This window comes from Mesorhizobium sp. L103C131B0 (assembly GCF_000502275.1).
Lineage (GTDB): Bacteria > Pseudomonadota > Alphaproteobacteria > Rhizobiales > Rhizobiaceae > Mesorhizobium.
The window spans coordinates 660,839-674,140 of the sequence record NZ_AYXC01000001.1; the positions used below are offsets into that span (position 1 = coordinate 660,839).

9 protein-coding genes and 3 pseudogenes are annotated in these 13,302 nt (G+C 65.9%); 10 read left to right on the forward strand and 2 right to left on the reverse strand.

Translation table 11 applies throughout. From position 1 onward, the window contains the following. Window positions 1-3: 3 nt before the first annotated feature. Window positions 4-1,188: a Gfo/Idh/MocA family oxidoreductase gene (locus X730_RS161210; protein WP_023825527.1), complete on the reverse strand. Its 1,185-nt coding sequence runs from the start codon at window positions 1,186-1,188 to the stop codon at window positions 4-6. Window positions 1,189-1,274: 86 nt separating this feature from the next. Here X730_RS161210 and X730_RS161205 point away from each other — a divergent pair, with 86 nt between their 5' ends. The 8 genes and pseudogenes from X730_RS161205 (at window position 1,275) to X730_RS161170 (ending at window position 10,834) form a co-directional block, all read left to right on the forward strand. After that, entirely contained in the window at window positions 1,275-2,162 is an 888-nt protein-coding gene (locus X730_RS161205; protein ID WP_023825528.1) for a MurR/RpiR family transcriptional regulator, read from the forward strand. A gap of 79 nt (window positions 2,163-2,241) precedes the next feature. Then, complete coding sequence (locus X730_RS161200) at window positions 2,242-3,024, forward strand: SDR family oxidoreductase (protein WP_023825529.1); 783 nt, start codon at window positions 2,242-2,244, stop codon at window positions 3,022-3,024. Further along, window positions 3,021-4,556 (forward strand): mannitol dehydrogenase family protein, encoded by a 1,536-nt coding sequence (locus X730_RS161195; protein WP_023825530.1) that lies wholly within the window; start codon window positions 3,021-3,023, stop codon window positions 4,554-4,556. Before X730_RS161200 ends, X730_RS161195 begins: the two co-directional genes overlap by 4 nt. Before the next feature lie 22 nt (window positions 4,557-4,578). Further along, window positions 4,579-5,493 (forward strand): sugar phosphate isomerase/epimerase, encoded by a 915-nt coding sequence (locus X730_RS161190; protein WP_023698628.1) that lies wholly within the window; start codon window positions 4,579-4,581, stop codon window positions 5,491-5,493. 79 nt (window positions 5,494-5,572) lie between these two features. Then, complete coding sequence (locus X730_RS161185) at window positions 5,573-6,607, forward strand: ABC transporter substrate-binding protein (protein ID WP_023825531.1); 1,035 nt, start codon at window positions 5,573-5,575, stop codon at window positions 6,605-6,607. A 412-nt stretch (window positions 6,608-7,019) separates the two neighbouring features. After that, window positions 7,020-8,644 (forward strand): annotated as a pseudogene (locus tag X730_RS161180) (sugar ABC transporter ATP-binding protein). After that, complete coding sequence (locus tag X730_RS161175; RefSeq protein WP_023825533.1) at window positions 8,641-9,612, forward strand: ABC transporter permease; 972 nt, start codon at window positions 8,641-8,643, stop codon at window positions 9,610-9,612. Before X730_RS161180 ends, X730_RS161175 begins: the two are co-directional and overlap by 4 nt. Before the next feature lie 241 nt (window positions 9,613-9,853). Continuing rightward, on the forward strand, window positions 9,854-10,834 hold the full coding sequence (locus tag X730_RS161170; RefSeq protein WP_023825534.1) for an ABC transporter permease: 981 nt from the start codon (window positions 9,854-9,856) through the stop codon (window positions 10,832-10,834). Between the two features lie 289 nt (window positions 10,835-11,123). On the opposite strand, the gene X730_RS161165 is transcribed toward X730_RS161170, so the two are convergent. After that, the gene (locus tag X730_RS161165; protein ID WP_023825535.1) at window positions 11,124-11,564 is read right to left on the reverse strand and encodes a hypothetical protein; all 441 of its coding nucleotides are present in this window, start codon (window positions 11,562-11,564) and stop codon (window positions 11,124-11,126) included. A gap of 476 nt (window positions 11,565-12,040) precedes the next feature. On the opposite strand from X730_RS161165, the pseudogene X730_RS0133070 reads away from it, so the two are divergent. Together X730_RS0133070 and X730_RS1000000168475 are read left to right on the forward strand one after the other, a co-directional pair. Then, window positions 12,041-12,954, forward strand: a pseudogene (locus X730_RS0133070) (IS256 family transposase); the annotation flags it as partial. Continuing rightward, window positions 12,915-13,302 (forward strand): annotated as a pseudogene (locus X730_RS1000000168475) (transposase); the annotation flags it as partial. The pseudogenes X730_RS0133070 and X730_RS1000000168475, both read left to right, overlap by 40 nt.

A 13,302-nucleotide genomic window follows, 5' to 3' on the forward strand; every position in this document is an offset into this window, starting at 1 on the left:
GCCTCACCCGAACCTTGCCGCCGTCCAAGCCCCGCCCGCAGCATTCGACTTCACCGCCGCCGCGACAAACTTCACCCCGCGCGCGCCATCGATGACATCGGGCACCTGTGCAGCGCGCGCCGGATCAACCGTCCCGCCCGAACGGTGCGCGCGAACGATATCGGCGGCGTCGCGGTAGAAATTGGCGAAGGCCTCGATATATCCCTCCGGATGCGCCGCCGGCATGCGCGACACGCGCTGGCTCTCAGTGGTCGAGCCATGGCCGCCGCGCACCAGCGTGCGGGTCTCCTCGCCGTAGATGGAGAAGCGCAGTTCTTCCGGCCGGCCGCCCGACCATTCGAGCCCGGCTTTGTCGCCGTAGATGCGCACCGAGAGATCATTGTAGTGGCCGGGCGAGGTCTGGCTGGCCAGGATCGTGCCGCGCGCGCCGCCCGTCCAGCGCACCAGCACATGCGCATTGTCGTCGAGCCGGCGTCCGGGGACGGCGGTGAACAGATCGGCCGACACCGCCTCGGCCTCGCATCCGGAGATGAAGCTCGCCAAATTGAAGGCATGCACGCCGATGTCGGCCAACACCGCCGACTGGCCGGCGCGCGCCGGATCGGTGCGCCATTCCGCCTGCTTCTGGCCCTCGGCATCGATCGGCTTGGTCAGCCAGTCCTGGATGTAGGCGCCATGCACGGAAACGATGCGGCCAAGCGCGCCCGCCGCCACCATCTCGCGCGCCTGGCGGACCATGGCGTAGCCGGTGTTGTTGAGCGTGACGACGAAGCGGCGCTTTTTCGCCTTCGCCAGCGCCACCAGTGCCTCTGCATCGGCCAGCGTGGTCGACAGCGGCTTGTCGCAGATCACGTCGATGCCGGCCTCGAGAAAGGCCGTGGCGATCGGCGCGTGCAGATGGTTGGGCGTGACGATGACCACCGCCTCGATGCCGTCCGGCCGCTCAGCTTCCGCCCTGGCCATGGCGCGGTAGTCGGCATAGCTGCGATCTGGCGCGATGCCGATCTCGGCGGCCGACGCGGCGGCGTTTTCCGGGTCCGACGACAGCGCGCCGGCGACCAGCACGATCTGGTCGTCGAGGCGCATGGCCAGCCGATGCACGGCGCCGATGAAGGCATTGCGGCCGCCGCCGACCATGCCGACCCGCAGCCGCTTGCCGGCTGATCCGTCCGATGTTGCGTAGACCATTTTCAAGCTCCTCCCGGCACACCGCTTTCGAATACGATTTCCAATTTTCATATTGTAAAACGATCGTATCGCGCTAGCCTGAAATCATGAGTGGGGCAAGCAAGGCATCCGGACGGTCCAGCACCGACGAGGCGGCGACGCGCAAGCGCGGACGCTCGCTGGCCGCGCTTGGCTACATCCAGCCGCAGACCTATGAGGAGCTACGCGCGGTGCTGTCGTCGGGCACGGTGCATTTCCCCAAGCGGCTGCGCCAGGTGGCAATCTTCCTGTGGCAGCATCCGAGCGACGTCGCGCTCGGCACCATCGCGCAGGTTGCGGCACAGGCCGGCGTGCAGCCCTCGACGCTGGTGCGCTTTGCCCAGATCTTCGGCTATTCCGGCTTTTCCGATTTCCAGGGCCTGTTCAAGGAGCACATCAAGGGCTCATGGCCGGAAGGGCGCGGCGAACCGCGCACCGAGACCGAGCCCAATCTGCATTTCCTGCACGGCATGGTCGGCGCGTCGCAGGCCTCGCTTGGCCGCATCGAGGCGGGCTTCGATGTCGCGAGTTTCGACAAGATGGTGGCGCTGCTGGCGGCCGCCGAGCTGATCTATGTCATCGGCTCCAAGCGCGCCTTTCCCGTCACCGCCTATCTCTCGCTGACACTGTCGCAGCAGGGCGTGCGCAATGTGCTGGTCGACAATGTCGGCTCCTCCGCACTCGACCAGATCGGCTGCATCGGCGGCCGGGATGCCGTGCTCGCTGTCTCGTTTAGCCCCTACAATTCGATCACGCCCGATCTCGTCGCGGTGGCGCATGAGCGCAAGGCGCGTATCGTCACCGTCACCGACAGCACCTTCAGCCCGCTGATCCCGCTCTCGGACAGCTGGCTGGAAGTGGTGGAATCCGACTTTGCCGGCTTCCGCTCGCTGGCGGCCTCGCTCGCCGTTGGGATGGCGCTGGTCCATGGCGTGGCGGCGCGGCGCGACGAATGAGGCGTCACTGGTCCAATTGACTATCGGGAATTGCCGTTCCATATTTCTCAAAATAGAAACTTTATTCCCGGGAGGAGGAATGGAGATCCGGCTTGGCGGCAAGGTGGCTCTGGTCACCGGGTCGACGCAAGGCATTGGCCGCGCCATTGCCGAGACGCTGGCGCGTTCCGGTGCCGCCGGGCTGTTGGTCACCGGGCGCGAGAGGGCGCGTGGCGAGGCCGTGGCGGCCGAGCTTTCGCAATTGGGCACGCCGACCATCTTCGTCGCCGCCGACCTTGCCGATCCTGACGCCCCCACCCTTCTGGCGCAGGCCTGCATCGAGCGCTTCGGCCGCATCGATGCGCTGGTCAACGCCGCCGGCCTGACCGATCGCGCCTCTTTCCTCGACGCCAGCCTCGACGACTGGGCGTCACTGTTTGCCGTCAATGCGCGCGCGCCGTTCTTCCTGATGCAGGCGGCGATTGCCGACATGAAGCAGCGCGGCCAAGGTGGCGCCATTCTCAACATTCTGTCGATCAATGCCCATTGCGGCTCGCCGGAGCTTGCCGTCTATTCCGCCACCAAGGGCGCGCTGGCGACGCTGACCAGGAACGCCGCCAACGCCCACCGCTTCGACCGCATCCGCGTCAACGGCATCAATGTCGGCTGGACCGACACGCCGGCCGAACGCATCATGCAGGCGGAGACATTGGGCAACGGCCCCGGCTGGCTCGACAAGGCCAATGCCGCGCAGCCTTTCGGGCGGCTGCTGACCCCGAACGACATCGCCAGCCTCGCCGTCTTCCTGCTGTCCGACGCCGCCGGCCCGATGACCGGCGCGGTTGTCGACCAAGAGCAGGCGGTGATCGGGGCGAACCGGTGAGCGCTTCCATCGAAACGCTTGGGCCGGCGCTGCTCGATCGCTTGCCGGCATCGGTGCAGACACCTTCCTATGACCGTACGCTCCTGGCGCCCGGCATGGCGCATCTCGGCGTCGGCGCCTTCCACCGCTGCCATCAGGCCGAATACACCGACGATCTCATCTCGCTGCGCTTCGACCGCTGGGGCATCGTCGGCATCAACATCCGCCCGCCCAGCCTTGCCGACACGCTGGGACGGCAGGGCGGGCTGTACACAAGGCTGATCCGCGAGAACAGCCACATCGAGGCGCGCGTCATCGGCAGCATCGTCCGGGTGGTCGACAGCCAGGAGAGTGCGGCACCGGCGCTCGGCGTGCTGATCTCACCCGATATCGAGTTGGTGACGATGACAGTGACGGAAAAAGGCTATTGCCACGTCCCGTCCAGCGGCGAACTCGACCTTGGCCATCCTGATATCGTCCACGACCTCGCCAACCCCGAGACGCCGCGCAGCGTCCCCGGCCTGTTGGTGCGGGCGCTGGAGCAGCGCAGGGCCACAAATGGGCGGCCGCTGACACTGCTGTCCTGCGACAACATTCCGGCCAATGGCGTTATCCTAGCCAATGTCGTGCAGACCTTCGCCAGGCAGCGCGGCAATGGCTTGGCCGCATGGATCGCAGCCAATTCCGCCTTCCCTTCGTCAATGGTCGACCGCATCGCGCCGGCGGTAACGCAAGATGACCTCGACAGTGTCGAGCAATGGTTCGGCTACCACGATGCCGCCGTCGCTGTCGGTGAGCCGTTCCGGCAGTGGGTGATCGAGGAAAAATTCGCCGGCCGCATGCCGCGCTGGGATCTGGTCGGCGCCACCTTCGTCGACGACGTCACGCCGTTTGAGCATCTCAAGATGCGGGTGCTGAATGGCGCCCAGACGGCACTCGCCACGCTCGGCGTTCTGGCTGGTCTCGAGCACACATCGGATGCCATGGCCGACCCGCTGCTGTCGGACTTCATCAGGCGCATGCTGGTCGAGGAGACTGTGCCGACGCTGATGCCGGTATCCGGCGTCCTGCCGCTTGCCTATGTCGAGCAGAGCCTTGCCCGGCTGAAGAACACCGCGATCCGCCACCGCAACCACCAGGTCGCCACCGACGGTTCGCAGAAGATCGTCCAGCGCCTGCTCAACCCGATCCGCGACCGGCTCGCGATGGGCCAGAGCATCGGCCTGCTGTCGGTGCCGGTCGCCGGCTGGATGGCCTATCTGATCCAGGCCTCGGAACGTTTCGGCAGACGCTGGCCGGTGTCGGATCCCTATGCCGGCAAGGTCGCCGCAATCGCCGACGCGACGGGTCCCGATGCCAGCGCGCTGGTGTCCGCCATCCTTGCCATCGACGGGATATTCGACCCCGGCCTTGCCGCTGACGGGACGTTCCGCGCGGCCGTCACATCGGCGCTGGGCGACCTGCTGTCGGACGATCCGACGGCGGCTGTCCGGCACAGTCTCGAACAAGATGAGGTCGCGAGGTTGAAGCGATCCAAACAATCGGCATTATAGTCGTCGGGTCTAGGGAGGCAGAATGAAACTAGGAGTGCTTACAGCACCGTTTGCGGAGACGCCGCTTGGCGAGGTCGCCGGCTGGGCGCACTCGGCCGGCTTCGAGGCGCTGGAAATCGCCTGCTGGCCGAAGACCTCCGGCGCGACGCGGCGCTATGCCGGCACCAGCCATATCGACGCCGCCTCCACCTCGCCCGCGCAGGCCAAGGAGATCGTCGCTTCGCTGACGGAGAAGAAGCTGACGGTCTCCGGCCTAGGCTACTATCCCAACCCACTGCATCCGGACCCTGCCCATCGCGAGGCCGTCATCGGCCATCTGAAGAAGGTCATCGTGCTGGCCGCCAATATGGGCGTGCCGGTGGTCAACACCTTCTGCGGTGGCGATGCCTCGAAGACCGTCGACGTCAACTGGCAGGACGCGCTGAAAGTCTGGCCCGAGACCGTCGCCTATGCGCGCGGCCACGGGGTAAAACTCGCCTTCGAGAACTGCCCGATGATCTTCAGTTATGACGAGTGGCCAGGCGGGCACAACATCGCCTATTCGCCCTACATCTGGCGGCGCATCCTCGAGGCCTGGGGCGGCGAAGTCGGTATGAATTTCGACCCCTCGCATCTGGTCTGGCAGATGATCGACCAGGCCCGCTTCATCCGGGAATTCGGTCCCTACATGCTGCATGTCCACGCCAAGGATTTGATGATTGATCGTGATGGACTTTTCGAGCGCGGAATCCTTTCGGCCGGGATAGGCTGGCAGGTGCCGCGCATGCCGGGGCTGGGCGATGTCGACTGGAGCGGCTTTTTCTCCGGCCTCTACCGTGCCGGCTATGACGGCTCCGTCATCATCGAACACGAGGACAGGCGCTTTGAAGGCAGCGACGATCAGGTCAAGCGCGGTTTCCTGCTCGCCCGCGACGTGCTGCGTCCGTTCGTCAAATAACGAGGTGAATGACTTGGTCTGATCCTGCCAACGGGTCAGGCCCAGAAACTGAAAAACAACAATGTGGAGGAGTACTGACATGAAGAAAATACTGACCATGGTCCCGCTGCTTGGCGGAGTCGCCTTGCTGGCATCGATGGGCGTGTCGTCGGCCGAAGGCAAATACACGATCGGCATTTCCAACACCGTGCAGGGCAATGGCTGGCGCGAGGAAATGGTCTGCGCCATGAAGGCGCAGGCGCTGGCTTCGGGCGAAGTGACGAAGCTCAACATCGCCCACCGCAACACCGATGCCGCCGGCCAGCTCGAAGACATCCGCAATCTGATCAGCGCCAAGGTCGACGCCATCGTCGTCAACCCCGCTGATCCCGCCGGCATCAAGGCGGGCCTGGAAGAAGCCACCAAGGCCGGCATCGTCGTCGTTGCCGTCGATCAGGCGGTGACCGAACCGTCGGCCTACATCATCTCCAACAACCAGGAACAGTATGCCTATCTCGGCGCCAAATGGCTGTTCCAGCAGATGGGCGGCAAGGGCGAAGTGTTCTACATGCGCGGCGCCGCCGGCGCCTCGGCCGATAGCGATCGCGACAAAGGCTTCAAGAAGGCGCTGGCCGAAAACCCCGGCGTGAAGGTGGCGCAGGAAGTCTTCACCGGCTGGCAGCAGGACCAGGCCAAGCAGCAGATGCTGTCGTTCCTGGCCACCGGCACGCCGTTCAACGGCGTGTGGACGTCGGGCATCGACAACGTCATCGTCGACGCGCTGGTCGAATCGCAGGCGCCGCTGGTACCGGTGGTCGGCGCCGACAATGCCGGCTTCGTCGGCCAGCTGAGCTCGGTGAAAGGTCTCGTCGGTGCAGCCGTGACCAACCCCGGCTCGATCGGCGGCGCGGGCGTGACGCTGGCGCTGCAGATCCTCGACGGCAAGAAGCCGGCGCAGCAGACCGTGCTGGTCGACCCGCAGCTGTGGGACAACGCCACCGACGAAGGCAAGGCCAAGCTGAAGGCAGCCGCCGACCCGTCGCTGAGCCCGGAATGGCCGGTCTCGATCTCGATCCCTGAGTGGACGACGTACACCAAGGAGCAGATCATCGCGTGCAAGGGGCCGGGGGAGTAAGGCTGGGCTTGAATGAATTAGCGAGGACGGCGAACTGCCGTCCTCGCTATACAGACTAGCGCTCTACGGCGCGGTTGCAGCGCTTCGCAACGCGTCGCTCTCCGTGCTGCCGGGCGAGGTCCACGCGCTGATGGGCNGGCTTGAATGAATTAGCGAGGACGGCGAACTGCCGTCCTCGCTATACAGACTAGCGCTCTACGGCGCCCCCCTCTGTCCTGCCGGACATCTCCCCCACAGGTGGGGAGATTGGCTGTCATCTCGGCTTTCGCTAATTTTCTACGTCGCAAGACGAGGGGCGGCCCCGGAACTGCCAATCTCCCCCCTTGTGGGGGAGATGTCCGGCAGGACAGAGGGGGGCGCCGTAGAGCGCCGACATTAGTTTCTGGAACCATCAATTTTGACAACAAACCATTTGACCACCAGCCCCCTCCTCGACGCCACCGGCGTCGCCAAGAACTACGGCGCGGTTGCAGCGCTTCGCAACGCGTCGCTCTCCGTGCTGCCGGGCGAGGTCCACGCGCTGATGGGCNCTACGGCGCGGTTGCAGCGCTTCGCAACGCGTCGCTCTCCGTGCTGCCGGGCGAGGTCCACGCGCTGATGGGCGCCAACGGCGCCGGCAAGTCGACGCTGGTGAAGATCCTGACAGGCGCCATTCCGGCGAACGCCGGCCGCATCCTGATCCGCGGCGAGGCGCGCGACATTCGCTCGCCGGCCGCCGCGCGCCGCGCCGGGCTGCTGCCGGTCTACCAGGAGCCGTCGCTAATCCCCGATCTCGACGTTCTGTCCAATCTCAGGCTCACCGGCACGCCGGTGGAGCCGTTCCGCGCCTGGGTGCGCGAGCTCGGCATCACCGACCTCGATCTGCGCGACACCGCGCGCGACATCCCGCTGGCCGTGCTGCGCGTGCTCGACCTGGCGCGGGCGCTCGCCGTCGAGCCCGACGTGCTGCTGCTTGACGAGATGACGGCGGCACTGCCCGCCAACCTTGCCGAAAAGGTGCTGGAAGTGGTGCGCCGCCAGGGCGATGCCGGCCGCGCCGTGATCTTCATCTCGCACCGCTTCGTCGAAATCTCGGCACTGTGCGACCGCGCCACCGTGCTGCGGGACGGCGAGACCGTCGGCGTCGTCGACATCGTGCCGGGCGTCGAGGAAAAGATCGTCGAGCTGATGCTCGGCACCCGCATCGTCAAAACCCATGTCGCGGCCCGCAGCGCTGCCGAGAAGGCCGCGCCCGCGACCACCCGGCCGCGCATTTCGGTGCGAAACCTGCGCGTCGGCGCCAAGCTCAGCGATGTCTCCTTCGATCTCGCCGACGGCGAAGTCGCCGGCGTCGTCGCGCTCGAAGGCCAGGGCCAGGACGAGTTGTTCGCCGCCCTTGCCGGCTCGATCCGGCCCTCCGGCGGCACGATCGAAGTCGATGGCCAGCCGGTGAAATTCTCGCATCCGATCGACGCCATCCGCGCCGGCATTGCCTATGTGCCGGGCGACCGCTCGGAAGCGCTCGCCATGCAGCGCTCGGTGCGCGAAAACATCGCGCTGCCTTTCAGCGCTGCCTTGCGCAACTGGGGTCCGATCAACATGCGCCGCGAACGCGCGACCGTGCTCAGCGCCATCGAGCGGCTGCAGATCGACACCCGCGCGCAAGGCGAGGTGCAGCGCCTGTCCGGCGGCAACCAGCAGAAGGTGACCATCGCCCGCTGGATCGCGGCGGATGCCCGCACCATCCTGTGCTTCGACCCGACACGCGGCATCGATGTCGGCACCAAGCAGGAGATCTACAAGCTGCTGCGCGAACTCGCCGGCAACGGTAAGTCGGTGCTGTTCTACACCTCGGAACTCGAAGAGGTGCAGCGCGTCTGCGACCGCGTCATCGTCATCTTCGGCGGCCGCCTCGTCGACATTTTTCCGGTCGAGGAGGCCGACGAGCCGGCGCTGATGCGCGCCGCCTACGGCCTGCCGCGCGGCGCCAAGGCCGATATCGGCATATTGGCTGATCCGACCGCGAACACTTCGGCTTCGCCGGAGGCCGCGCCATGAGCCATTTCCTGCGCCGCCAAGGCTGGGTCGTCGGCCTGTTCGCCCTGCTCATCGTCCTGTTCATCGCCACCAGGATCATCCAGCCGGCCTATGGCAGCAATGATTTCGGCTCGCTCGCCCGCGCCGTTCTGCCCTATGCCTTCGCAGTCGCCGCGCAGACGGTGGTCGTCATCGCCGGCGGCATCGACCTGTCGGTCGCCGCCATGATGGCGCTGACCAGCGTCACCGCGGCGTCGATGATGAATGGCGCGAGCGAGGAATACGCGCTGTTCGTGGTGCCCTTCGTGCTCGCCATGGGTTTTGCGCTCGGCGCGCTCAACGGCCTGCTCATCGTCGTCACCCGCGTGCCCGACATTGTCGTCACCCTCGCCATGCTGTTCGTGCTGCAGGGCGCCGCCCTGCTGGTGCTCGACGCGCCGGGCGGCGGCATCGCCGAATGGCTGAAGGCGCTGATCTCCGGCACCGTGCCGATCCCCGGCCTGCCCGACGCCATAGACGCCTGGCTGCCCAAGGCCCTGCTGGTGCTGATCGTCTGCCTCTGCGTCATCTGGATACCGCTCAGGCGCTCGCGCCTGGGCCTCTCCATCTACGCCATCGGCTCGAGCGAACTGGCGGGGTTTCGCTCCGGCGTGCCGGTCAAGCGCACCCGCATCATCGCCTATGCGCTGTCCGGCCTGTTCGCCGCCTTTGGCGGCCTGGCGCTGACCATGAGCACCGGCATCGGCGCCCCCATCCCCGGCCCTTATCTCTTGGCCAGCGTCGCCGCCGTGGTGCTGGGCGGCGTCGCGCTCGGCGGCGGCAAAGGCGGCCTGCTCGGCCCCATCGTCGCCGTCTTCGTGCTGAGGCTGGTGCGCACCGACCTGACGCTGCTCGCCATCGACCCCAATGTCACGGCCATCATCGAGGGGCTGATCATGGTGGCGGTGGTGATGTTCGGGGCGTTTATCACCATGCGGGGGCGGCAATGATGGGTGTGCTGTCGCAGAGAGACGTCGGCGTTCCTTCGCGCCCCCCTCTGTCCTGCCGGACATCTCCCCCACGAGGGGGGAGATCAGCTGTCATCGCCGCTTTCGCCAGCCTTCAACGTTGCAAAAAGGAGCGAGGCGCTGGAGCTGCCAATCTCCCCACAAGTGGGGGAGATGGCCGGCAGGCCAGAGGGGGGCGCCGTAGAGCGCCATCCTCGCAGCACACAACACCAAGAGCCGCCCCATGAGCACCACCGCCATCACCCCGGTCCCCTTCGGCCGCCGCATAAAGCGCTTCATGGCCGATCGCCCGCTCATCCCGCTGATCGTCCTGCTCGCCATCCTGGTTATAATCCTGCAGGTCCTGCGCCCCGGCATCGTCAACGAGCGCTGGATCGCCAACACCATCAAATTCGCCATCCCGCTGGCGATCCTCTCGGGATGCCAGACCATAACCATGCTGACCGGCGGCATCGACCTGTCGGTCGGCACGGTGGCGACGATGAGCGCCTTCATCATGGCCACGCAAGTGGTCAACCAGGATCCGGCGGTGGCGTTCCTCCTGGCGATGATGCCGGCGGTGCTGATCGGCCTCGTCAATGGCATCGGCGTCGGCGTCTTCCGCGTCCACCCGCTGATCATGACGCTGGGCACCAGCCTGATCGGCACCGGCTGCCTGCAGGTCTACCAGCGCACGGTGATCGCGTCGGGCGCAAAAATCCCCGACTTCCTGGCTTGGCTCGGCACCGGCGTGACATGGGGCTTCCCCAACGCGCTGCTTTTGTTCGTGCCGCTCGCCGCCCTCATCGTCTTCACGCTCGCCCGCACCGGCTTCGGCCGCCTGCTCTACGCCGTCGGCGACAATGAGCGCGCGACCCGCCTGTCGGGCGTGCAATACTGGCAGGTCATCACCGCGCTCTATGTCACCTCCAGCGCGCTCGCCGGCATCACCGGCCTGCTCTATATCGGCCTGATCAAGGCGCCGTCGCTGTCGCTCGCCGAACCGCTGGTGCTGCCCTCGGTCGCCGCCGCCGTCATCGGCGGCACCTCCATCTTCGGCGGCCGCGGCGGCTACACCGGCACCATCATCGGCGCCCTGATCCTGACCGTGCTGACGACACTGCTGACCATCCTGCAGATGCCGGAGGGGGCACGGCGGATCTTGTTCGGGCTGATCGTGCTGTTCGTGACGGCGGCATATTTGCGGATTGTGGAGGAGCGGTAGGGGCCGAGGCCAGCGCCAGCCCTCACTCCCTCTCGGCTTCGCCGAGCCCCCTCTACCCCCACGTCCGTGGGGAGAGGAAATGCCAAGCTTTTTGGCGTGGAGGAACCCAAGCTTTTCGAGAGAGAGGGACACCCAAACTTTTGAAGGCCGCGACCTCGGAGATTAGCGTTTCCTCTTCCCCCACGGATGTGGGGGAGAGGTGGCTCGGCGAAGCCGAGACGGAGTGGGGGAGCACCCTATGCGGTTGCCATCGCCCTGGGCGACCTTGCCCACCCAGACGCAACGCCCCTTACTTCAACGAAATCGCCAACCCGCTCAAATCCGCATTCACCTGCAGCCCCACCTGCCGGCCCGTAAGCTCGAGCTGGGCGCCCTTGTCATTGGTCATGACGATCACCTGCGCCCCCTTGCCGAGCGCGCCGCCACCGCCGGCCGCGCCATAAACCCCGGTCGCATCCCGCACCCTGCGGATATGGCGCACGGTGCCCCGGAAATAGGTCTTGGAAACCCCGAAGGCGAAGCCGCCCGAAACGCCGCCGATCGTGATGGGATAGGAGCGGCCATGGAAGGTCAGCGTGCCCTCACCGCCCGAGCCGCCGACGAAGAAGGCTGCCTTGTAGACGGCAAAGCGGATCGTACCGCTATCGGCATGAGCAGCGCTGGCAGCACCGACGGCAACGGTGGCGATGGCCGCGACCGCGAGCGAACGAAAGCTGGACGAGATGGTCATGGTGGGAGCTCCTCAGGATCGCCGCTTGCCCAACCGGCAGGGCTCGTCGGCGTCGTAACCAACTTGAACAGTTTAGGCTGGATTTGGTTCCAGGGAGAGCCCTCGGTGGGTCAAGGCGCAAAGCTGGTGGGGAGAGCGGAGGAGCGCTTCATACAGAGCTGGCAATGCCAATGCCTCGGGGCAAGGGCTATCGCATATGAGCTTTTACGAAGAGGACCGCCACTCTAACTTGCCGGGGCGAGCCAGGGTTTCGCCCGTCCTTCGGACCCTCACAAGGCGGAGGGAACGCTGCCGCACGCCCAGCCCTTTTTTAAGTCGACTTAGACGGTTTTGCGGAAATCAGCGCCAACCTAGTCTCCCTCCCCCTTGTTGGGAGGGGGTAGTGTGCTGAGAGTTCTGCAAATTCGCTGAGAGAGGGCGGTCATGGCAGGCTGGTGATTGTTCACGTCACCTGATTCCCGCGAAGGAACGCCACCATGACCAAGACAGAAGGTAAATCGACCAGCGCTGCCGTCAAAGACATTCTGCTTTCGAACCCGGAGGGGCTGCACGAAGTGATCCGTGCGGTAATGCAGGAGGTTCTCGAGGCCGAGATGGAGGAGGCGCTGGGTGCTTCGAAGGGCGAACGCACGCCTGAGCGCCTTGGGTATCGCTCGGGCTATTACGGCCGTACCCTTGTAACGCGGGTCGGCAAGCTCGAGCTGCGGGTTCCGCAGGACCGGGCCGGGCGCTTCTCCACCGAGCTGTTCGAGCGCTACCAGCGTTCCGAGCGGGCCTTGGTGGCGACNCAGGGCGTGTCGACCCGCAAGGTGAAGGCGATCACGGAAGAACTGTGCGGCCATGCCTTCTCGGCCTCGTCGATCTCGGCCATCAACAAGCGGCTGGACGAGAGCCTCGCTGCCTTTGCCAGGCGCCCCCTTCAAGAGCCGTTTCCTTACCTCATCCTCGATGCGCGCTACGAGAAGGTGCGTGAAGCCGGTGTTGTCATGAGCCAGGCGGTGCTGATCGCGGTCGGTATCGACTGGGACGGAAGGCGCCAGATCCTGGCCGTGGAGATGGCCAATCGCGAGAGCCGCTCGGCCTGGAGGGACTTCCTCGTCGGCCTCAAGGCGCGCGGCCTCAAGGGCGTCGAGTTGGTTGTGTCCGACGATCACGCCGGCCTGGTGGCAGCGATCGGCGAGGTGATCCCCGAAGCCGCCTGGCAACGCTGCTACGTGCACTTCCTCAGGAACGCGCTCGATCATCTGCCGAGGAAGCACGGCGACGACTGCCTGCAGGAATTGCGCTGGCTCTACGACCGGCGCGATCTCGCNCGCGGTCGGTATCGACTGGGACGGAAGGCGCCAGATCCTGGCCGTGGAGATGGCCAATCGCGAGAGCCGCTCGGCTTGGAGGGACTTCCTCGTCGGCCTCAAGGCGCGCGGCCTCAAGGGCGTCGAGTTGGTTGTGTCCGACGATCACGCCGGCCTGGTGGAGCGATCGGCGAGGTGATCCCCGAAGCCGCCTGGCAACGCTGCTACGTGCACTTCTTCAGGAACGCGCTCGATCATCTGCCGAGGAAGCACGGCGACGACTGCCTGCAGGAATTGCGCTGGCTCTACGACCGGCGCGATCTCGCAGAGGCCAGGGCTGATCTTGCCGCATGGCTTGCCAAATGGTCGGCACGCTATCCGCGCCTGACAGGCTGGGCCGAGGATGCCATCGAACAAACCCTGACCTTCTTCAGGCTGCCGAGACA

What these genes read in the sequence shown, in the direction of transcription:
- X730_RS161170 (WP_023825534.1), top strand. Translation starts at nt 9,854, where the DNA reads ATGAGCACCACCGCCATCACCCCGGTCCCCTTCGGCCGCCGCATAAAG.
- X730_RS161185 (WP_023825531.1), top strand. Translation starts at nt 5,573, where the DNA reads ATGAAGAAAATACTGACCATGGTCCCGCTGCTTGGCGGAGTCGCCTTG.
- X730_RS161190 (WP_023698628.1), top strand. Translation starts at nt 4,579, where the DNA reads ATGAAACTAGGAGTGCTTACAGCACCGTTTGCGGAGACGCCGCTTGGC.
- X730_RS161165 (WP_023825535.1), bottom strand. Translation starts at nt 11,564, where the DNA reads ATGACCATCTCGTCCAGCTTTCGTTCGCTCGCGGTCGCGGCCATCGCC.
- X730_RS161205 (WP_023825528.1), top strand. Translation starts at nt 1,275, where the DNA reads ATGAGTGGGGCAAGCAAGGCATCCGGACGGTCCAGCACCGACGAGGCG.
- X730_RS161175 (WP_023825533.1), top strand. Translation starts at nt 8,641, where the DNA reads ATGAGCCATTTCCTGCGCCGCCAAGGCTGGGTCGTCGGCCTGTTCGCC.
- X730_RS161200 (WP_023825529.1), top strand. Translation starts at nt 2,242, where the DNA reads ATGGAGATCCGGCTTGGCGGCAAGGTGGCTCTGGTCACCGGGTCGACG.
- X730_RS161210 (WP_023825527.1), bottom strand. Translation starts at nt 1,188, where the DNA reads ATGGTCTACGCAACATCGGACGGATCAGCCGGCAAGCGGCTGCGGGTC.